This window comes from Granulicella sp. S156 (assembly GCF_009766105.1).
Classification (GTDB): domain Bacteria; phylum Acidobacteriota; class Terriglobia; order Terriglobales; family Acidobacteriaceae; genus Granulicella.
Genome location: NZ_LMUH01000024.1, coordinates 1 through 21,476, shown reverse-complemented (window position 1 = coordinate 21,476; position 21,476 = coordinate 1). Strand labels below are relative to the sequence as shown.

The 21,476-nt window shown below is 59.0% G+C and carries 15 protein-coding genes and 2 tRNA genes; 5 read left to right on the top strand and 12 right to left on the bottom strand.

What is annotated here, in order from left to right:
• Positions 1-405: 405 nt before the first annotated feature.
• Positions 406-1,893 carry a site-specific integrase gene (locus GSQ91_RS18780; RefSeq protein ID WP_158823306.1) on the top strand — a complete coding sequence of 496 codons (1,488 nt, stop codon included), beginning with the start codon at positions 406-408 and terminating at the stop codon, positions 1,891-1,893.
• An 86-nt stretch (positions 1,894-1,979) separates the two neighbouring features.
• Here GSQ91_RS18780 and GSQ91_RS18775 read toward each other — a convergent pair.
• The 6 genes from GSQ91_RS18775 to smc all read right to left on the bottom strand — a co-directional run bounded on the left by GSQ91_RS18775 (position 1,980) and on the right by smc (position 9,411).
• Positions 1,980-2,054, bottom strand: a tRNA-Cys gene (locus GSQ91_RS18775).
• Positions 2,055-2,131: 77 nt separating this feature from the next.
• Positions 2,132-2,206 (bottom strand) — tRNA-Gly (locus GSQ91_RS18770).
• Positions 2,207-2,251: 45 nt separating this feature from the next.
• The gene (locus tag GSQ91_RS18765; protein WP_158823305.1) at positions 2,252-4,285 is read right to left on the bottom strand and encodes a hypothetical protein; all 2,034 of its coding nucleotides are present in this window, start codon (positions 4,283-4,285) and stop codon (positions 2,252-2,254) included.
• 26 nt (positions 4,286-4,311) lie between these two features.
• Positions 4,312-4,614, bottom strand: coding sequence for a helix-turn-helix domain-containing protein (locus GSQ91_RS18760; protein ID WP_158823304.1), 303 nt, complete (start codon positions 4,612-4,614; stop codon positions 4,312-4,314).
• A gap of 45 nt (positions 4,615-4,659) precedes the next feature.
• A complete protein-coding gene (locus GSQ91_RS18755; protein ID WP_254064706.1) occupies positions 4,660-5,322 on the bottom strand; it encodes a CvpA family protein in 663 nt (220 codons plus the stop codon).
• 186 nt (positions 5,323-5,508) lie between these two features.
• Positions 5,509-9,411 carry a chromosome segregation protein SMC gene (gene smc / locus GSQ91_RS18750; RefSeq protein ID WP_158823303.1) on the bottom strand — a complete coding sequence of 1,301 codons (3,903 nt, stop codon included), beginning with the start codon at positions 9,409-9,411 and terminating at the stop codon, positions 5,509-5,511.
• Positions 9,412-9,817: 406 nt separating this feature from the next.
• On the opposite strand from smc, the gene GSQ91_RS18745 reads away from it, so the two are divergent.
• Positions 9,818-11,134, top strand: coding sequence for a hypothetical protein (locus GSQ91_RS18745; RefSeq protein ID WP_158823302.1), 1,317 nt, complete (start codon positions 9,818-9,820; stop codon positions 11,132-11,134).
• A gap of 359 nt (positions 11,135-11,493) precedes the next feature.
• Here the strand turns inward: GSQ91_RS18745 and GSQ91_RS18740 are convergent, their stop codons facing one another.
• The 4 genes from GSQ91_RS18740 to GSQ91_RS18725 all read right to left on the bottom strand — a co-directional run bounded on the left by GSQ91_RS18740 (position 11,494) and on the right by GSQ91_RS18725 (position 15,800).
• Entirely contained in the window at positions 11,494-14,205 is a 2,712-nt protein-coding gene (locus tag GSQ91_RS18740) for a PIG-L family deacetylase (RefSeq protein WP_158823301.1), read from the bottom strand.
• Between the two features lie 148 nt (positions 14,206-14,353).
• On the bottom strand, positions 14,354-14,875 hold the full coding sequence (locus tag GSQ91_RS18735) for a type VI secretion system amidase effector protein Tae4 (RefSeq protein ID WP_158823300.1): 522 nt from the start codon (positions 14,873-14,875) through the stop codon (positions 14,354-14,356).
• Positions 14,872-15,333 (bottom strand): hypothetical protein, encoded by a 462-nt coding sequence (locus GSQ91_RS18730; RefSeq protein ID WP_158823299.1) that lies wholly within the window; start codon positions 15,331-15,333, stop codon positions 14,872-14,874. Before GSQ91_RS18730 ends, GSQ91_RS18735 begins: the two co-directional genes overlap by 4 nt.
• A gap of 53 nt (positions 15,334-15,386) precedes the next feature.
• Positions 15,387-15,800, bottom strand: coding sequence for a hypothetical protein (locus tag GSQ91_RS18725; RefSeq protein ID WP_158823298.1), 414 nt, complete (start codon positions 15,798-15,800; stop codon positions 15,387-15,389).
• Positions 15,801-16,097: 297 nt separating this feature from the next.
• On the opposite strand from GSQ91_RS18725, the gene GSQ91_RS18720 reads away from it, so the two are divergent.
• The 3 genes from GSQ91_RS18720 (at position 16,098) to GSQ91_RS18710 (ending at position 20,190) form a co-directional block, all read left to right on the top strand.
• Positions 16,098-16,349 (top strand): LPXTG cell wall anchor domain-containing protein, encoded by a 252-nt coding sequence (locus tag GSQ91_RS18720; protein WP_158823297.1) that lies wholly within the window; start codon positions 16,098-16,100, stop codon positions 16,347-16,349.
• Between the two features lie 34 nt (positions 16,350-16,383).
• Positions 16,384-17,859 carry an APC family permease gene (locus tag GSQ91_RS18715; protein ID WP_158823296.1) on the top strand — a complete coding sequence of 492 codons (1,476 nt, stop codon included), beginning with the start codon at positions 16,384-16,386 and terminating at the stop codon, positions 17,857-17,859.
• Positions 17,860-17,934: 75 nt separating this feature from the next.
• The gene (locus tag GSQ91_RS18710) at positions 17,935-20,190 is read left to right on the top strand and encodes a DUF1800 domain-containing protein (RefSeq protein ID WP_158823295.1); all 2,256 of its coding nucleotides are present in this window, start codon (positions 17,935-17,937) and stop codon (positions 20,188-20,190) included.
• Positions 20,191-20,208: 18 nt separating this feature from the next.
• Here the strand turns inward: GSQ91_RS18710 and GSQ91_RS18705 are convergent, their stop codons facing one another.
• Positions 20,209-21,090 (bottom strand): hypothetical protein, encoded by an 882-nt coding sequence (locus GSQ91_RS18705; RefSeq protein WP_158823294.1) that lies wholly within the window; start codon positions 21,088-21,090, stop codon positions 20,209-20,211.
• Positions 21,090-21,476 (bottom strand): hypothetical protein (locus GSQ91_RS18700; protein ID WP_158823293.1); only part of this gene is annotated, 387 nt, incomplete at its 5' end. The genes GSQ91_RS18700 and GSQ91_RS18705, both read right to left, overlap by 1 nt.

Below are 21,476 nucleotides of genomic sequence, written 5' to 3'. Positions count from 1 at the left end.
AGCGGGTGCATTTTCGGGAGGGCCGAAAGAATGTTCTGCGCTCTTTGCAGAAGATTGTTTTGGAGAGACCCGAAACCCGGAGGGCGGCTGTCAAGCCGAAGCAAAACAAGCGCAGTCCGCAGGGCGGCGGATAAGACCCGAAGCAGTGTCCGGTCAACGCGCAGAGAAAATGGAACCAGAGTTCAAAGAAAATGCTGTCAACCGCAGAGACCTAGCATCGGAAGAGCGTCTGGAGGGATCGTTGCCACTGGGTGCGGCTCTGGATTGTTGCCTCAGACGGAATAATGTGTCGGAAAAGGTAATAATCGAGCCCAAATTTCGCCCTATTGTCAGGCTATCGAAGCCCGTTGAAGACGGGTATGCGCGCCCCATTCCGGGTTCGGAGGGGCCAAAGACGAAGGCTGGATGAGAACCGTACCATCTCAGATCGAGGGGCAGGGAGGCGACACTAGGGGACTCCTGCCTACGCAACTGCTGACGGTATCTGAATTGCGTGCGGTATTCGGAGTGTCCTCTGCCTGGGTGTACAAACGCACGAAGAGGGGAGCGAAAGACCCTCTGCCGGTCTTTCGTCTCGGTGGACGCGCGATTCGCTTTGAAATCAACAAGATTGCTGCCTATCTGTGGACTCGCGAAAGGCACCGCATCGATGCTACTCTGAACGCATTCGACGGAATTGCCCGGGTCAACGGAAAGGGCAAGTGCATATTGACTCGCAAGCGATTTCAAACCGGCAGCGTCCGGTTGCGTGAGGATCGCGGTTCAGCCTATTGGGAGGGTACGTATCGGGAGAACGTCATCAATGAAGCAGGGAAGACCGTGCGGAGACGCAGGGGGATCAACCTTGGTTCACTGGCGGAGGTCAAAACCGAGAAGGCCGCCCGGCAGAAGCTGGCCGTGATTCTTGAACCTATCAACGATGCCAAACACCGGCCGAAGAAGATGATGACATTTAGCGGTTTTATTGGAAAATACCGCACGCTGAAGTTGGCGAACAAGAAGGGGACAACGGTGCACGGATACGAAACCAATATCCGCGCACACTACCTTCCGGAGTTCGGCGACACGCAGTTGTCTGAGATCTCGATCGAAGCGGTGCAGGCATTCCTCAACCAAAAGCGGCTCTATGGATACGCAGTTCAAACCCTCAAGAATCTGAAGTGGGGGCTGAGTGCCATCTTTGAGGCCGCAGTCAAGTACGGATACATCACGTTGAATCCTGCTCGTGGTACGGATCTTCCTCCGGAGGAGATCAAGGAACAAAAGCAGCTACCGACTAGCGATCAGCTCAACCAGCTGATTGAACGGCTCGAAGATCCTGCCAGTACGGCAGTCTGGCTGGTCGCTGTGAGTAGTGTTCGTCCGGAGGAGTTGGCCTTCAAGTGGAAAGATCTGGAGGCCGAGAAGCGGTTGTTGTGGGTCGTGCGCGCGGTTAATCGGGGCAAGCTCCACACGCCGAAGTACCACCGTACCAATCGCCCCATCCGGTTGACGGAAGCAGACGTTGAGCGTCTGCTCGCCCTGAAGGCCAGGATGAAGGCGCAGGATGAGGACTGGATATTTCCGAATCGCATTAAGAAGGGCAAGACCATGAAGCCCGGTCCGATCTGGCACGAGGATCTTCTCGGTAGGGTGATACAGCCTGCCGCAGAGGAGCTTGGCCTTCCGCACATCACCTGGCGTCTCCTGCGGCACTGGGGGGCAACACAGATGGTGGAGGCGCGGGTTCCGCTCAAGGCAGCGCAGCAACGCCTGGGGCACTCGCGTCCCGATATTCTTCTCAGGGTCTACGCGCATGTTCTCGATGCGTCGGCGGACTTGGCGGCGGCAACGCTGAGTGGGCAGCTGGGGGGCGGATTTTCCGCTCCCGTGTCAGCCCACGCAGGGGACTAATCTGGGCTTTTCGCTTATTGGCTGCCTTATTGGCTGCCACGGCAAAAAGCAGCTTCGATTAGTTGCTCTAAGTTGTTGAGAAGATTTGGAGGCGCGGGTCGGGATCGAACCGACGCATAAAGGTTTTGCAGACCTCTCCCTTACCACTTGGGTACCGCGCCTCACCTACACCATTCACTCCAGGGCGCAGGACACACAGACTTGTCTTGTGGGAGTGTACCGCAAATCGGAGGGTGTTTGGAGCGGGAGACCGGGGTCGAACCGGCGACATCTTCCTTGGCAAGGAAGCACTCTACCACTGAGCTACTCCCGCCCTGCCTTAGTGAGTATATCCGAGGAAGCTACAAGAATGCAAAGTCTATTGCGCCGCAGAGGGCATGTGCTCAACCGCAAGGCGCCGGCTGGCAACCCGCATACTGCCGGCGCGAACGATATGCGGTGTGATGGTGATGAGCAGTTCATCGCTTGCGATGTCGGCCTCCTTGTCGGTGCCCTGAAATCCAGGCAACTCACTTAGTCCGGGGAGGCCGTCGATGGAGCCAACTTCGTCGCGCGTGAGTTCACTGGCAAGAAGCGCGGTCTGACCGGCGGGCACAGTGATCGTCGAAGTAATCGACCGGTTGTTCAGGATCGGGATGCCGTCGTTGGAGCCGCCGCTAAGCGCTTCGATCTTCATGTCCAGCTCCAGATGGACGTCGCCGGTGCGCAGAATCCTCGGCTTTGCCTTCACCGTGATGCCAAGGTCTTCATACTGGATCTGCGGGATCGTCACCGATGACGTGCCGAGATATTGATTGAGCAGGCTGCTAAGGCTGGTCCCGCCGACACTGAGCCCCGCCACCGAAGATGAAAGGCTGCTGCTGACCCCCGTACTGTACGTCGATGTCGTGATCGGATAGCGCGTGCCGGAGCGGAAGTTCACAGATTGGTTGTCGCCTGCACGAACCTGTATGTCATCGAGCGTGCGCGCGTCGCTCGCAGTCAGCGCCAGGTTGAACGTGGAACCTCCGGAGAGGAAGAGCCCAGCGAGTGGAAAACCAGCGTACTGTCCAAAGAGGCCCAAAAGGCCTGTGAGCTGACTAATACTACTCAGTTGTCCGGCAGCGTAAAGGACCCCCAGCTCTGCCGGGATATCGACGGAGGGATTACCCGTCAGCTTGATGATGCCGCTTGCAACCGCTTGATTGATGAGGGATTGGTTCGAGTTGAGGACACTTTGCAGTTCGGTGGCGGCCGCAAAAACGCCTGCAGAACTTGGCAGCTGCGCGCCGATGTTCACGATGTGGGTCTTATCGACCTCGTACAGGTGTATATCGAGCATCACATCGGAGCCGCCATCGACCATATCCGCATAGGTCGCGTTCAGCAGGCGAATCGTGCCCTCATCGCCGCGGACGAGGATGGTGCCCCCGGTAGGGCTGGCTGTGACTTGCTTGAGGTCGAAGATGTTGCGGGCAACGTCGGCGAGCTCTTTCATCTCATCGCTGCTCACGCCGGGCAGGTAAATAGTCTCCTCTATCTGTGGTGTGAGGCGTTCGCGATTTTCAGCCGTGTCTTTCGCGACGAGCGCAGCTTTCGGCTGCACGACAACGGCAAAGACATGCGCCACATCCCTGAGCACGCGTGTTGCGGTAGCGAAGTCCACGTCGTCGAGGTCGAACTTCACCTGCGTCGCTCCAGTGACAGAGTCGTCGAAGGTGGTAGTGATGCCGAAGGTGCTGTAAATCGAACGAATCACATCCTGCGCGTTGCCACGCAGATGAAAGCTCTTGGTTCCGGGAGTGGGTTCAAGCTCGATAGGACCGCCGAAGGAGTCGCTGGGTTTTCTGCCGGGGAGGTTCTCCATCTCGACGATCTTGGGTCGGGGCGAGGCGTCGACCCCGAGATGCTGGGTGACGATGCTGTTCTCCGGATCGATGGCCTTTGCCTGGGCCAGCAGGTCGTCGGCGCGCTTCTCGTCACCCATGAGCCGCGCCTTGGCGGCTGACTGCACGAGTTCTGTCAGCCGGTGCTCGCGGGTGACGGCGAGCGAGAGTACGTATTCCTGTTTGCCGGGGTTTAACTCGACTGCCTTGGCAAAGCTGCGTTCGGCTGCGACCAGGTCGTTGTGCTCTATCTGTTTTGCGCCTTCGAGGTAAGCGTCGTCAGCCTGGCGTGCCTGTCTTTCGGAGACGGGGGGATGTTTGGAGGAGGCCGGAGAGGCCCCAGCAGGTCGTGCCGCCAGGGTGCCTGCTGGCGTGCTGACTGGTGTGCTCGCTGCGCTCGGGTCAGCGGTTTGGGCATAGGTCGAGGCGCATACCAGCAGGGAGAGGCTAAAGGCCGCCGTGCGTACCGCGTTCGAAGCCGCTTGCGAGAGTCGGCGCGAACGGCGGAGATAGCGGTGGCCTGGCATTATGGGAGTTAGACGAACGAAAAACGTTATCGTCCCCCGGAGATGCGGCCACCGGAGACGATTTGCAGAGGGGAACGCTCAGGCCGTACCGGCCGTGGTGGGCGGCGCAGGCCCTTCTTGATCTGCGTGGAGTCCATGTCGAGCTCGACAAGCGTGCGGCTGAGTGTATTGCGGTGCATACCCAGCTCTTCGGCGGCCTTGCACTGATTGCCTCGATGGCGTGCGAGTACTTCCAGAATGTAGCGCTTCTTAAACTCGCGGACAGCGTCAGCATAGGTAATGCCGGCGTCGTGCATCTGGAGGACGAGGTTGTCGAGATCGCGTTTCACTCGCGGTATTCCTTGTGAGGCGTGGACTAGGGGAAGCAGAAGCTCTTAATCAGTGTGAGGCAGGGAAGCGGATTTGATCCAATCGGGCGCGGTGTGCTTGAGGTGCTCGATGCCATCGTGAAGCCGTGACTTCAGGTCTGATGGCATGACGAAGGATACAGCATGAGCCGCGCGAAGAAAATATGGTGCGAGCAATGAATTTGAAATCCAGGGGGCCGTGGGCAAAAAAGCGGTAAAAGCCATCAAGAGCGCCGTGCCGAGTATACAGCCGCGCAGCAGGCCGAAGAGCGCTCCCAGCAGGCGATCGAAGAATCCCAGCCCGACGGCCGAAGCCGTGCTGCGCAGCAGCCTGCCGAGCAGGCTGGCCACCACCATAGTCGCAACCAGGATCAGCAGAAACGCCGCGAACTCCGCCAGCGGCAGGGTGTTGATAAGACCCTTGAGATGGATTGCAGCAGAGCGGTAGTACCAGCAGGCGAACAGGAAGCCAAGTACCAGGCCTCCCAGTGCGAAGGCCTCGCGAAAAAAACCCTGCATCGCGGCCCGGGTGACCGAGTAGACGAGCAGGATGCCGAGCAGCCAGTCGAGAGGACTCATCGGAAAATGATAGAGCAGATTAGCCGTTGCTGTTGTTTCCACAGATTCGGTGTCTCCACAAATCCGGGTGCCCCATCTTAGGCGCGGTTTTATCGCGCCTAAGGTGGGCATCGGGCGAAGCCCGACTGCTCCTGCCCATATCGTGCTTCACCCAAGGTGTTCGTGTCATTACACCGGACGTACCACCACGCAATCCAGAGGAGACGGAAAGATGGGCAGGAGCGGTTCGCTTCGCGAATGCCCACCTTAGCCGCGCAAAGAACGCGCGTCGAAGATGGGGCACCCGGCAACTGTGACCTACGCTGCCTGACGAGCCTCGCGTCCCTTCGACCGACCGCCTAGCGTAACGCTGACAATCTTCGAGACGCCGGGCTCCTGCATCGTCACGCCGTACATCACGTCCGCCTGCTCCATCGTGCGCTTGGAGTGCGTGATGACGACGAACTGCGTCGTCTCGGACATCTCCGCGATGAGCCGCGCAAAGCGGCCGACGTTGGTCTCATCCAGTGGCGCATCGACTTCGTCGAGCACGCAGAACGGCGCGGGCTGGAACTGGAAGATGCCGACCAGCAGGGACAGGGCTGTGAGAGCTTTTTCTCCACCCGAGAGGAGCAGTATGTTCTGCAGCTTTTTGCCCGGGGGCGAGGCGATGATGTCGATGCCGCTCTCCGAGGAGTTCGCCTCGTCGGTCAGCTTCATCATCGCCTGACCGCCGCCAAAGAGCTTGGTGAAGGTCGTCGAGAAGTTTTCATTGACGATCTTGAATGCCTCGTCGAACTTCAGGTGCGAGACGTCGTCGATCTCCTTGATGGAGGCCTGCGTGTTCTCGATGGAGTCGAGCAGATCTTTGCGCTGCGTCTCCAGGAAGCCGTGACGCTCAGCGGTCTCGGTGTACTCCTCGAGAGCCATCATGTTCACCGGACCCATTGCTTCCAATCTCTGCTTGAGTCCACGTGCGGCCTCGTCTTCCGTGTGCAGGGCTTCGGCTTCGATGCGCTCGATCGTTGCATCCTCGCGCAGAACCGAGGGCTCGACCGAGAGATCGTTGATGCAGGTGGCCTCCAGGTGCTCGAGGTCGGAGGAGAGCTTGGCGGCGCGCGCCGAAAGCTGAGCCCGCTGCTCGCGCAGGGCTTCGGTCTCGTGACGCAGGGTGCGCAGGCGCGAGTCGAGTTCGGTCATCGCAGCCCGCAGCCCCGTAGCCTCTGCGGTAAGCGCCTGACTCTCTGCAAGCGCCTGGGCGCGCGTCTCGGTAAGCTCTTCATGCTGCGTTGCCAGGGCAGACGTCTCTTCTTCGCGGCGCTGCTTTTCCGTGGCGGCGCTGGCGAGTTGCTGCTCGATCTGCGCGATGCGCTGCGACTGCCCTTCGTAGAGGCGATTCGTCTGCTCGAAGTTGGCATTGGCATTGCGGCGACGCTCTTCGAGACCGGCCAGAGAGGCGGCAGCGGCGCTGGCGGCCTCCTGCAGTTCTTCGCGGTTGGCCCGCAACGAGGCGATCTTTTCGGTGAGCTCCGCGATCTGCTGCTCGATCTTTGCGCGATCGGCTTCGAAGCTCGAGGTCTCTTCCTGCTTGCGGGTGATCAGGTCCTGCTTCTGCTGGCGAGTGTCCCGATTGCGTTCTGCGGCAATCTGCCACTCCTGCAGCCGGCGCTCGATGCGTGCCGTCTCGGCCTCCATCTGCCGCAAGGCAGCTCCGGAGTTGGCGCTCTCGCGCTCAGCGTCGCGGCGCTCATGGTTCTTGGAGTCGAGCACACTGGTCGACTCGGCGATCTCGCGCGTCAGCGCAAGCGTGGCGAGTTCGTTGGCGGAGAGCTCGGCCTCCACGGCCTCAAGCTTAGTCTGCACTTCCGCAAGCTCGCGCTTGAGCGCCAGCGGGCCTTGCGTCCGTGGACGACCGCCGGTAACGGTGACGTTGTGGAACGTCTCTCCCGTAGGCGAGAGAAAGAACGCCTGCGGATTGGAGAGTGCCAGGGTGCGTGCGGTCGCGCTATCCGGGGCGACGAAGCCCTCGCGCAGCTTGGGCAGAATGACCTCAAGAGAACGCCCGAATCCGTCCAGCACCCGGATGCAGTCACGCAGCGGAACGACGCCCGAGCTCTCCGTCATCGCCTTGCTGATCATGCCCTCGGCGAAGGGGAAGTTGGCCTGCGCATCATTCGGATGAACAAGGAAGGTCGCGCGGCCGGCGACATCGGACTGCAGCATGCGCACGCCTTCGTTGGCCGCATCCCAGCTCTTGACGACGATGTAGTTCAGCTCGTCGCGCAGGAACTCGTCGACGACGTTCTCATACTGGCCATCGACCTCCATGAAGTCAGCCAGCGTGCCGACCGGCGAGAGGTTTCCGCCCTGTTGGTCGCGCTTGGCATTTGCACGGAAGATATTCCGCACCGTGTCGGTCGAGTAGCTGTGTTCGCGGATCAGTGCTTCCAGCGAACCGCGACGGCCCATGAGCGTCGCCATCTCAGCGCGCAGCTCGTCGCCACGGCGGCGCGACTGCGTCTCCTCCATGCGGCGAGCTTCCAGCGTATGGCGAAGCTCCACGATATCGGCTTCGAGCCGCTTCAGCCGCTCCGTAACGCCTTCAAACGACATCTTCAGCTGCCCGCGCTGCACCCCAAGCGCTTCAAGCTCTCCACGAGCGCCTTCAGACTCCGCCGTGAGCCGTTCGCTCTCGCGCTCCAGGCCTGCCAGCGAGGCCTCTGCCTGGGCCTGCTCGTTGCGCGACTGGTTGGCCCGCTGCATCACCTGCATGGCGCTACGGCGCTGATTCTCGGTCAGGGCCTCTGCCGCCAGCACGTTACGCGTGGCCTCGTGGGCCTGTGCCTGGTGCACATTGGCTTCGTCGCGCGAGCTGGTTGACTCAGCGGTTGCGTTCTCCAAAAAGCTGCGCTGCTGCTCGCGCTCGCCGGAAAGCGTCTCGAGCTGTGCTCGCGCCTGTGCGAGATCTTCATCGCCTGAGGTCATCCGCTGCGTCAGGTCGGCGATGCGGTCTGCGTTTGAGTTGGTCCGGGCAGTGATGCGTTCGAGCTCCACCGCGCTCTGGTTGGCGCGTGAGCCCGCCTCGCGAATCCTGTCGTCCACCTCATAGCCGCGAGCGACGCCAACGGAGTGCTCGGCATCCATCGTTTCGAGTTCAGCCGCCTGGGTGTCGATCAGTCCGGCGAGGCGTGCGATCTCCGTTCCGGTTGCGGACTGCTCGGAGTCCATCTGCGTGAGGCGGCTGGCCAGCACGACGCGCAGCTTGCCGCGCAGTTCATCGCGCAGAGAACCGTAACGCTCGGCCTTGGCAGCCTGGCGCTTCAGCACGGCCATCTGCCGTGTGACCTCTTCAAAGATGTCATTCACGCGCGAGAGGTTCTGCTTGGCGCTCTCCAGCCGCAACTCGGCGAGGCGCTTCTTGGTCTTGAAGCGAGTGATGCCTGCGGCCTCTTCGATAATGCCGCGGCGATCCAGCGGCTTAGAGGAGAGGATCTGCCCGATGCGCTCCTGGCCGATCATGGCGTAGCTTTCGCCACCAAGGCCTGTGCCCATGAAGATGTCTTTGATATCGCTCAGGCGGCAGATCTTGCCGTTGAGCAGATATTCGGAGTCGCCCGTGCGAAACAGGCGGCGCGTCACGGTGATCTCACCGGCGCGGATGGGGGCGCGTCCGAACTTGCGACGGCGGATCTTGAGTACAACGCTGTTTGAACCCTCACCCTGCGACGCTTCTGCATTCGTGCCGTCAGCTTTTTTGGCGGCTGGAGCCTCGGCCTCGTAGGTCGTGCCAGGCTGTGCTTCAGCAACGGCATCTTCCGTCTCCTGCGCGCTCTGGGCGCGCAGATCAGACTCGTCCCAGTCCCCGGCGGGTATCGTGGTCACGGCATTTCCCGTAGGTCCATCGCTGAAGATCTCCGCCTCACCCTCGGCCAGAGTGGCTCCGTCGTAGACCTCGGGATCGACCAGCGTGAGCGAAACCTCGGCCATGCCCGTGGGCTTGCGGTCGCGCGTCCCCGCGAAGATGACGTCTTCCATCTTGATGCCGCGCAGCGACTTCGCAGACTGCTCACCGAGTACCCAGGTTATGGCGTCCGAGATATTGGATTTGCCGCAGCCATTGGGGCCCACGATAGCGGCGATTCCCTGACCGGAGAGCTGCACCTCCGTGCGATCACAGAAAGACTTGAAACCGAGGATCTGGACTTTTTTCAGCTTAAGCACGGGCGGTAACCTCTACGGAGACATCGAAATATTTAAAAACCAGGACATCAGGACAGCGCAGCCGTTTGAACTGCTTGTCGAATCGTAAGCGGCCAAACCCGTCGAATCAACATGAATGGGGCGAGATGTTGTGGATAAGACGTACGCTATCCCGTTATGTTGTGCCCATGGTGCAAAAAAAGGCTGACGGACAATCCCAAAGATTCGTATTACAGGAGCTGGTTCTATAGAGTGAAGGAGTGCCCGTAAATAGGGTGATTGGATACTGCTTGCGTCAAGGCACTTGCATTTCTATAATCCGCTTCATCCACCGTAAGCTCCGGATCTTCCTGGGGACGCGGTTCAACGGCGCAACCCGCGTCTTATCAAACGAATCCTAGAAATGGACTTACCGAGGAGTTTTTCTATGAAGAAGGTCGTACTTGCTTCACTGCTGGCAGTAGCCGGCGCTGCAACCGTGGTGCAACCCTGCTTTGCGCAGGATGCCTCAGCCCCTGCTGCTCCTGCTGCTGGTCAGGCTGGCGGACAGGTTCAAATGTCGCCGGAAGAGTACAAGGCATACAACGATGCGGACACCGCTGCCACGCCAGCTGCCAAAGCAGCTGGATTTGAAGCCTATCTGAAGGCGTATCCGAACTCTGCCGTAAAGAAAGATGCTTTCCAGAAGCTGATGTTCGCGTACAGCGGAACCAACGATCCGGTTAAGACACTGGATGCGGCCGACCGCCTTCTACAGGTCGATCCAAGCAATCTCACCGCATTGACCTTCGAAGCCTTTCTGCGCCGCCAGGCCGCGGATGCTCTGACAGATCCCGCAGCCAAGACCGCGGCTCTCGACAAGGCTGCTGGCTACGCCCAGACAGGTTTGACCGCAACGAAGCCGAAGGACGTGACGGATGCCGACTTCGAAAAGCAGAAATCATCGGCCACGGCCATCTTCCAGAGCGTAATTGCCGATGATGATATCTCGAAGAAGGACTTTACGGACGCGATCACGGCGCTCAAGACCGAGCTCACCGGTGCAGCGCCGGACGCGACACAGACACCTGGTCCCGTGCTTCAGGATGTGTTCTTTCTTGCTACGTCGTATATGAACTCGACGCCGCCGGATTATCTGAACTGCGCCTGGTATGCATCGCGCGCGGCTGCGTTTGCAGGCCAGTATGCATCGGCGATTCAGCCAACAGCGGCTTATTGCTACAAGAAGTACCACGGCAACGGAGACGGCATTGAAAAGCTCCAGGCATTGGTGAAGACCAGCCTGACGCCTCCCACCGATCTGGGTACCACCATTACGGCTGCACCCAAGCCTGCCGACATCGTGGCGAACCTGATTGCAACCACGCCCGACCTCGCGACGCTGGCGATCAGCGACAAGGAGTTCGTGCTCCAGTACGGCAAGCCGGAAGATGCAGACAAGGTCTTCAATACCATCAAGGGCAAGACGGCGCAGTTCCCGGATACCGTCGTAGTTGCGGCGACTGTCGACCAGTTACAGGTATCCGTATCGGACGACTCGGTGCAGGGCAAGACCGCCGACTTCGCGTTCAACTTTGCAACGCCGCTCAAGACGGTGCCTGCGGTTGGCGACAAGGTCACGCTGACTGGAACCTATGCCTCCTACACGCAATCGCCGCTGCTGATCACCATGTCAGACGCTGCGATTGTTCCCAAGAAGGCCCCCGCTGCGAAGGCTCCTGTCCACCATCGCGCAACTCACTAGACTGTGGTCAGCACAACAAAATGGCCTCCTGAAAAGGAGGCCGTTTTATTTAATGCGGAATTAGGATAGCTGTACCTACGCTATGCTTTGTTTTCATATCCCCACAAATCTGTCATCCTGAGCGAAGTCGAAGGACCCGAAGAACTCGTCCTGCCCATAGTGTTCAGATCTTTTCAACCGAGGAGTTTCAGGCTGAGAGCGTTCGAGGTAGAAAAGGTGCGAAGGGTATCGACAACGTATAAGGTTTCGGGGCCCTTCGACTTCGCTCAGGATGACAGATTTGTGGTGGTGTGAAATGCAAAACGAATTGAGTTCATCTATCCTGATTCTGCCCAAACGCAAAGGCCTTTGCTGTTGAGCTACCGATCCGCAAGCCCAATCAAATTGACGAACAGGCGATAACTTCCAGGGATGGCCTCAGGCAGTTGGCGGTAGAGTGCGAATGCGCAGTAGGTCCAGTGGCCCCGTCCAAGCTGCGTTGTGATGAGGCCGCCGCGCTGCGGCTCTTGTCCGGGGTCGTGCGTCTCGGTCGGTGCCGTGTAGTGCGCATCCCAGTCGCGCAGAAAACCATGGCCACGCTCCTCGACCCAGTTGTTGAAGTCGGCAGGGTCGATGCGATTGGGTGTTGTGAGCAACGGTGCCTTCGCATCGAGAAGCTTGACGGCCGCTGTCTCATCGACCACCTTCTCGGCCGAACCACTCAGCGTAAGCGGATACGGCGCATCAGCCTGGGTAAACTCGTCGGTCTGGTACTGCACGACGACATTGCCGCCACTGCGTGCGAAGTCGAGCAAAGCCTCCGTGGGTGCACCGTGCAGATCAGGATGCGCAGAGTACGTACGAACGCCGAGGATGACGGTGTCAAAGGCTTTGAGCTTGTCGGCAGTGAGATCCGCGACACTCAGGATCGTCGGCTTCAGATCGATAGAGGCGAGTGACTCGGGCACAGCATCGCCGGTGCCAGGCAGATAGGCGATGCGGCGATGCGTAGGGAGCTTGAGGTCGACGGGGACGATACGGTCGGTCGCCGGGGTGAAGTAGTTGGTCTGAGGCAGTTCGCCATAGCCCACAGGCCGGTAGCCTTCGGTATAGGTGATTCCGTTCGGCAAGGTGGCGGAAGCATGAAGTGTCGCCGTGCGGCGATCGGCCGTGGGGACGTGTACGTGATAGTCCGTGCGCCCTGTGGGACCTGCGCCGGAGATATGTGGTTCAATGAGCCAGCCTGACGGAGCAGCGATGCCCCCCTTCGCTAGTTTCGCGGAAGACGGCGTCACCTCCATCGCCAGGGAGACGGCGTCCTGGGTGTTGGGGAGAACCTGCGCATGGTTGGAGAGTGCAACGTTGAGGGCAGGGATGAAGCTAACCGGCTGAGAATCCGTATGGACAACGCGGCCAATACGGATAATTGCGACCCCCTGCGTCAACTCCGCCCAGGCCACAAGAGCAGGTGGACTCTGCGGAGCAAGGCGCAGTTGCGGATCGGAAACCTGGTAGACCGGATGCTCGATCGACTCCCGAAAAAAGTAGGGCTTTGTAATCTGGCTGGTAAAAGCGTCACTGGCATGGAAGGTCCGTGTGAGCGGCTGTGGGGAGGTAACGAGACTTTCTTGGTCGGAATGGTAGGTCTCTTTAATGTTTTGTGGCGTAGCGTTCCTTATCCACTGACGAGCCACGAGTTGATTGCCGGTCTGCTGGGTGAGGCTTGTCGTCACCTCCAGCTCGGACCCGGCAGCCACATTAGGACTCGCCGTGCTCGCATCCATCTTCAAACCGAATGCGAGCACAAGAGCATCGTTTGCCTGGACTGCTTTGACTCTCAGTTCATGCAGTACATTGGCCTTTTCGGTGGAATCGAGTTTAAGCGAATCCGAATCAATGGCCCCAATCGTTGAACCGATTTTCAAGAGTAAGTCGGTTAAGTCATCTACGGAGTTGGCGGGCTGATTTGGGTTGAAGCGTTGTGTGACCCTCTGCAGAGATGCCTGTATATCGTGGAGGTCGCTGCTCAGTCCAGGCGCATCCGGCGCAAGGGAAGCGATGCCTTCGATACTGGTGTCGATGCCGTCAAAGAAGCTGTCTTCGTGCGCCTTCTGATGAGCCGTGTCGAGTCTCGACCCATAACGGTGATAGCTGATGTCGAACGCACCCGCCGGAGGCACACGCATGCCGTTGCCGATCTGCGACTTCTGCAGTCCCAGCCCCATGCGCCCGAACTGCACATAGCTTTTGCCGTCGAGCAGGGAATCCGGCGTTCCCTCATGCACGACTACATCGGTGGAAGGAGCAGTCGTTGTGACCTCGCCCGTAACGTAGTTGGTAAAGCGTGCCGGAGCGTATTGACCTGTCGCATAGTCATACAGGCCCTTCTCGGTGATGGCCTGCATCGGCACGCGGGCATACACCTTGAGCGGTGCCCACGGCAGCAGGCCCTCGGCGATCTGGTTGGGGAAGACCTTGGGGTCGGCAGCGGCCTTGAAGACCTCCTGTGCAATCTCGCCCGAGACCTGGTGCTGGCCGTGGCCGTCCGTGACGCCCCCAATGAAGACGCTCGCGATTACCAGCGGACGATAAAGCCGCACGGCGCGTACAGCGTCATACAGCACGCGCTCATGCGTCCACTTGGCGAAGGCCTCTTCTTTGGTCTTGCAGAAGCCGAAGTCCACTTCGGTTCCGAACATCTGGTTGACGCCAAGATAACGATCGGCCGCGAGCAACTCCTGCGTGCGCAGCAGCCCCAGCGCATCCTCGAAGTCGCCGGTCATGGCGTTCTGTCCACCCTCCCCGCGATTCAGCGTAAGCATGGCCACGCGCGCGCCCTGGCCGCGCGAATAGAATGTAAGCATGCCGCCATCTTCGTCATCGGGGTGCGCGATGATCAGCATGAGAGAGGCGCGGGTATTCAGCCTGCGCAGCATCTGCAGCAGCCCCCGCGCGCCCTGGTCGACGGGCAGTTCATGGCCGTCGCGTGGCGAGACCTCCTCGCCACGAAGATTGGCGGGATCGTTGAACACTGGTGTCTGCGCGACCGCGGTGGCGCAGCACGCGGCTACTAGGAGAGCGGCTAGCTTCATACGACTAGCGTCTCATTAAGCGGGGGATATGGGGTAAGCGTACGCAGGGGGAAGCGAACCCATCCGTTGGCCAGCCTTTGCTTTTGCTGTTGTTTGTTTCTCGCCGTCATCCAAGCAGCAGAACGATGGATTTACCTGCAAGTCCCGATCAGCATAGCCACAAATCTGCACCAGTTTCCACAATGATATGGTTGCCTGGCCGCACTTGTGGGAAGTCTTGAAAATAGTCCTCTCCCCCGGTATAGAGGCCTTGCGTACCATCCCATAACGTGAAATGACCGCTGGCGTCGCTCCACCCCGAAATATGCCAGGCGATAATGCCGCGCTTGCCAAGAAATGGAGTGATCGATTCCTTTTCGCCACGTTGATAACGCTTAGAGATATCGGGTCTCCCATAGGACTGCGCCAGATAGTGTAAAAACTGAGCGACACGAAGCGCATAGTTTTTACCATCGCCGCCTTTGTAGGTGAGGAGTGGGGACGCGCCTCCGTTCTGCGGAATTTCGTAAAGTGGGCCAGCATAGTTCAATGCTCGGCTCATGCGAATAACGCAGGTATTCGACAGGGGCGGCATACGGGCTACAGCTCCGCCTATTGCCATTCGTACGGCATCCGGGTTTTCGCCGGTTGGATAATTTCGCCGGAGTATGTCGAAGTTAGGTAGCTTCATCTGGATCTCCGAATCTCAGACAAGATTTGTTGCCGGAGTTTCGGATAGACACCCTCTTCATAGCCCTCGCCTACCGGCTCCCATGCATGATCTTTCTTGCTGTACCGGGCGAATAAAATGAATTCAACACCGGGTTTTATATCTCCACTCCATGTGTCACCCGAACAGATGCAGAGCAGATTGAGATTGCCTGCGGGTGGATGTCCGAGAAAAGTCTCCAAGACAACGAACGAGGTGCGCTCTATCTTGTCTCCATGCTGCTCCTCTTCCAGGGTCGCAGGGCTGAATGAAATCACACGCACATGAGCCACCAGTTCCGACTTACGTATCAATGCACGCACCTCGGAGTTGCTCAAAGGGGTGAAATTCGAGTCCACAGACTGTTGAGCCGTTCCACCCGGTTGTTTTTTATCGGGAACCTGCGCCAAGGGCATGTCTGGATGGATGGATGTGGCCATGAAGACCACCGCAAGACAGATATGGCGAAAATGCCCTGAACCCGCCTGCACCTCTAGTTCCCCATTTCTATTTGATAGAAATTATTCTTTTCGACCGCCGGCTGCAGACTGAGGGACAATGTGGGATTGGAGCTCTCGGTGCTGCTGATATTGAAATGGCTAATCCAGCCGTTGAATTTAAAGGTGCAAATGGCATCCGATTGGCTGTCGTCTTGCCAGAACACAATTTTGATCTCCTTAACTTTGTCGTGGGTAACAATGTTGGAGAGCTGAAATAAGGCCTGTAGAGTCTTGAAGGGCATGTTCACAGCGTCATTAATGTCCACATGAAGGTCGATCGAAGAGACCAGCGAACCCATTAACGGGACGCCCGTACCCTCATGGTGGGTGCCGAGACTGAAATTGGTTGTGAGTGCTTTGAAACTGTTGCCATCAATGGTGGCTGTGGTGCGGCTTGGTGTGGACATCGGGGGCCCCATGATGTGACCTGGTAATGCGAGGACACGAGATATGATACCCAGCCAACACACTACTGGATAGTGCATGTCATCAGATTTCTCTCGTGGTGCGCAAATACTCTGCTGTTGCTCGGTGCCCACCTTAGACGCCAAAACACGCCGAAGAGGGGGCACCCGGCCGCGGGGGTGACGGTATAATTTTCCTTCGGCGATACAGCACGCATGCTGTGGACAATATCAACCGCGGGGATTCCACTCAATCAATCCCCGGAGTCCTATCCAGACAAACGGAGCTGCCTTTTTAGTATGGCTACAGAAAACATTGTCATGCTGTTGGTCGGCATTGCTTTTATCGTCCTTGGGTATCTGCTGATCACCAAAAAGAAGGTCGCAGAGTGGGGACTCAGCAATGGAAGCGGTCGTATTTGGGCAGCCATGCTGGGTATGGAACGGGCTAAGAAGCTCACGAAGTATTTCTTTGGCCCTCTTGTGATCCTGTTCGGCATTATCTCTTTCACTGCCGCTGTCATAGGCGCCATCGCAGGTAGCCACCACTAACCCCGAGAGCTTCGCCTACCGCGTGGCCACCCGGATGAGTGACCCTACGCGATACACTCGGCCAGTGGATATCTCCGCACCAAAGCTCGAAAGAACACTCACGCTCAGCGGTGCGGTGAGGCTCAACCTGCTCGACATGATCGGGGTGGGGCCATTCATTACGCTGCCTTTGCTGCTTGGAGCGATGGGTGGGCCGCAGGCCATGTTGGGCTGGATTCTCGGCGCGCTACTGGCGGTGTGCGATGGACTTGTATGGGCCGAACTTGGCGCTGCGATGCCCGAAGCTGGTGGGACCTACCACTATCTCGGCAAGATGTTTCACGGGCAGCTCGGGCGATTGTTGAGCTTCCTGTTTCTCTTCCAGCTCTGCTTTTCCGCGCCGCTATCGGTGGCCAGTGGCTGCATTGGGCTGAGCCAGTATGCGACGTATCTTGTGCCTCGCCTTGCGGCACAGCCGGTGACGCACTCGTTGCGAGTTGGCGGATACAGTGCGGCGGTCAGTATTGGGCCTACAACGTTCGTTGCCATCGCTGCCGTTGTGCTAGCCGTGCTGCTGCTGTACCGCAATCTGGCCAAGGTGCGGGTGCTGTCGATTGTGCTGCTGTCGGTGGTGCTTGTGACCATCGCCTGGGCCGTGGTCACAGGGCTCGTGCATGGACACATCGCACAAGTCTTTGCGTTTCCTCCGCACGCCTTCGTCCTGAACCGTGCCTTCTTTGTGGGGCTCGGCTCGGCGATGCTGATCGCAACCTACGACTACTGGGGCTACTACAACGTGACGTTCCTCGGTGGAGAAACGCGCGACCCAGGACGAACGATCCCCCGCGCCGTGCTGCTGTCGATCGGCATCGTCGCACTGCTGTACCTCGCGCTGAATGCGAGCGTGCTGTCGGTGATCGGAGCTCCACAGTTGCTCGCGGCCCAGAACCTGGAAGCGCGGCGTGCACTGCTGTCACAGTTCATGCAGGTGGCCTATGCGCCGTCGTTGGGCGTGCATGCCGCAACCTTACTGGGTAAGCTCGCGGCTCTGTTGGTGATGGTGACAGCCTTCGCCAGCGTGTTCTCGCTGCTGCTGGGCTACTCGCGGATCCCCTATGCGGCAGCAATCGATGGCAACTTCATCCCCATCTTTGGGAAGCTGCATCCGACCCGAAAATTCCCTCATGTATCACTTCTTGTTTTGGGGGTAATCGCCTGCATTTGCTGCTTCTTTTCGCTCGGTGATGTCATCGCGGCGCTGGTGGTTCTGCGCATTCTGTTGCAGTTCGGATTGCAGCATATCGGGGTGATGCTGCTGCGTATGCGCCGGCCTGATATGCCGCGTCCCTTCCGTCTGTGGCTCTATCCGCTGCCACCCCTCCTCGCGCTTGCCGGCTTTGGATACATCGTGGTGTCGCGCCCAAACTTTTACCGCGAGGTTCTGCTTGCGGTCGTAGTGGCGATCGTCGGATGCGTGGTGTTCACCGCCCGTGGTGCGAGATACAAGAGCAGCGACAACCCGGATTTGTAGCGGGATGATCATCTCACCGAAAAACACAACTTCCGCCACGTCCCGCGGGTCTAAGCAGGTGTCGAGGTATGAACAATGACGGCACGGATGATGCTTCTCGGTCTTGTCCTTGTAAGCTCCACGGCAGTCGTGAGCTCACAAACGATGCAGCAGACGAAAGCAGAGCCGCAGAGTCCCAACGACACACAGCCGATGGATGCCGCCCAGCAAAAGGCCGCCAGGACCTTCGCGCAGAAGTCGCGGGTGCCGGTCGCCCATCCCCCCGCAAAACCCGCCGTGCTGACCCCTCTTTCGCAGCGGGAGCGCGTGCAGCAACTACTCGACCGGTTTACGTTCGGCCCACGGCCCGGCGAAGTCGATCAAGTGCTGGCGATGGGATCTGACAAATGGCTTACGCAGCAGATGAGTCCCGAGTCCATCCCGGACCCTGTGCTAGGTAGAAGGCTTACCGACTATCCAACGTTGACCATGCCGGCCCAGCAGCTCATCGAAGTCTTTCCAGACCGGGGACAGATTGGCCCGGTTGCCGATGGCAAGGTACCGTATCCCGCTGACCCATTGCTGAATGCGGTGTATGAGGTGCAGGTCTACAAGTTGACCCAAGAGCGCGACCAGAAGAACCCTGACGGCAGCGTCAAACCAAAGGTCGAGCTGACAGACGCCGAGAAGGCCAACCGGAAGAAGCAGGATCAGGCTACGGCGATGCGCATCGCTGGGGAGCTGCTCGTCCTGCCGAAGCAGCAGCGCATGGCCACGCTGATCAAGATGCCGGTCGAGGACCGCATCGCCTTCACCGGGAACGGCAACTTGAACGGTAGCATGCACGATCTACTCTTTGCGGATTTCACGCCACGAGAGCGTGAGACGTTCAATGCGATGTCGGGGCAGGTAAGCTCCTCCTACAACATCGGCAATGAGCTGGCCCAGGCACGCATCCTGCGCGACGTGATGACCGAGCGGCAACTGCAGGAGGTGATGACCGACTTCTGGTTCAATCACTTCAACATCTTCATCGGCAAGGACTCCGATACCTGGTACACCACCAGCTACGAGCGCGATGTGATCCGCAAGAACGCGCTGGGCAACTTCCACGACCTTCTCATGGCCACCGCGAAGTCGCCGGCGATGATGGTGTATCTGGATAATTGGCTGTCGATCGGCCCGGACTCTCTGGCTAACGGCGTGAACCCACAGAATCCGAACTCGAAGAAGGGCAACAAGGGCCTGAATGAGAACTACGGCCGCGAGGTGATGGAGCTGCACACGGTAGGCGTCAACGGCGGCTACACCCAGGCCGATGTGACGGCGCTCTCCGCCATTCTTACCGGTTGGGGCGTCGATCGGGTCAACCAGGGCGGCGGATTTCTCTTCGACCCCAAGCGCCATGAACCCGGACCGAAGACCTGGTTCGGCTATGTGATCGACGACAACGGCACCGTAACGAAGCTCCCGGCTGGCGCGAAGGCCGGCATGCACCCAGCGCCGACCTTCGGCCCGAGCAACGTCGTAGCCAATGAAGACAGCATCAAGCAGGGCATTGCGGCACTGAATATTCTCGCCTCCAGCCCGCAGACGGCGCGCTTCATCAGCGTATTGTTAGCCCAGCACTTTGTGGCGGACACCCCGCCGCCCGCTCTGGTCGATCGTCTTACCAAGGTGTATCTCTCCAGCAACGGCGACATCAAGACCCTGCTGCGCGCCTTGATCGCCTCTCCCGAGTTCAACTCGCGCCAGTACTTCCACAACAAGGTGAAGACCCCGGTTGAGTTTGTAGCCTCGGCGTTCCGTTCCACAGCTACCGAGCCGCAGAACCCGGCCGCGCTGGTGAACACGATCAAGACGATGGGCATGCCGCTGTACAACGCGCTGCCCCCGACGGGCTACTACCTGACAGCCGATCAGTGGATGAACTCCTCGGCGCTGGTCGACCGGCTGAACTTCGCCTATCAGTTGACCAACGGCAAGTTCGCCAACCAGAAGTTCGATGCACCGAAGCTGCTGGCGATGGGACTGCTGACTCCCTCAGGCATGGGAAGCTTCACCAATGCGGGCCCCAAAACCGCTAGTGCTCCGGTCGCACATGCCGACGCCAAGCTTGTGGGAATATCGGCCCCCATGCAACCTGCCGATGCGCATCTGCCCATTCCGTCGGGTGCGGATGTCGCGTTGCACGTGCTGGAGGGGACGATGATTGGAGCGCCGGTCTCGGCGCAGACCAATCAGTTGATTGGCAAGCAACTGGAACAGCAGCCCGTAAACGCGACCGCCACCGACACGCTGAACCTGCTGACAGCTCTGGTAATGGGCGCGCCAGAGTTTCAACTGCGGTAGAGCCCCTTGTATAGCTAATTAGAATCTTGGCAAGAAGTGATGAATGTCGGACTGATGCACATAGCCTGTCTGCTGGGCTTTCTGTACGACCTTCGGGTGACGCGCGTAGTAGATTTTATCGGCAATCCAGCTTCCGGCAACTCCACCTGCCACGCCCACCGCAGCGATACCTACAATGGCTACTAGCCCCAAGCCGCCTGTGCCGACTGTCAGCAAGGCAATGGCTGCTCCTTCCGCGGCGAGTTCGCCTACTGCAAATCCGCCTGCCTGTTCCATGGCTACTCTTTCACGGTCGGCCGCCGGCGCAGACGCAATTTCATGCGCGGAGATGCCTGCACCCAGCACCAGCATCACAGGGCCGCCATACTTCAGATACTTTGCGGCATTTAAGAAACGAGTGTTCATCAGCTCCTGCGGACGCATGGAGCCCTCGATGAGAATCTGTTCACGGGAAAGCCCCTGAGTATATGTCTTGCCGGCGGCGATGGCATCATCGGCGCGCTTCGCCAGATTGGTATAGCTGCGCCCGCCGAGACCATACTTGACCTGGTCCCGAATCTCCAACACTACTGTGGCTCCCGGGCCCTGACGAAGACGTGTGAGACGTGCAAATGCTGTTCGCTCGGCTACTACTTTCTGCGCAATCTGCTCCTCCGTAGCACCGGCTGCTCGCATCGTGTTCAACTCTTGCTGCAGACCTTTTGCATGGGCCTGATAGGAACTGCGGAGCTTGACGAAGTCCACGGAGGCCGCACGTCCAGCCCCCAGGAGGCTGCCGCCGTTCACGCTCGCCAAAAAATCACGGCCCTGCTGCGGAGTGCTGCCCGGCACCCTGACCGTAAAGGTATCGGAGTAGGGAGTTGGCATGGGTTCAAAGAACCGGTGGGGAACGGTGCCCATTAATTTTCTCCCGCGAGTCGTCGAAAACGTTGCTGATTGAGTTTGTCCATATGACGGGGATCAATGGGGTCGGAGAGCTGAAGAAAGGGCATGGGCTGAGCTGGAACAACTGCTGCATGGGGGAAGTAGGCATGACGCGCGATCAATAGAAAACTGCGACGCCAGGATAACGGCAACGTGCCTGCCTGACCTTCAAAAAATGCGTCGTGCTGGGCAAGGTATTGCGCCCAGTCGCCGAAGATAAAGCGATCGGCGCTCTGATCTGGAATCAACCAGAATTGATCGCCAAAATCTAGAAGATCGAAGACAGTGGATTCAGCAGGAGCGGTCTCGGGGTCAAAACAGCTGATACTCAGCGCCCGGCGAAGTTGCGTAAGCTTTTTCTG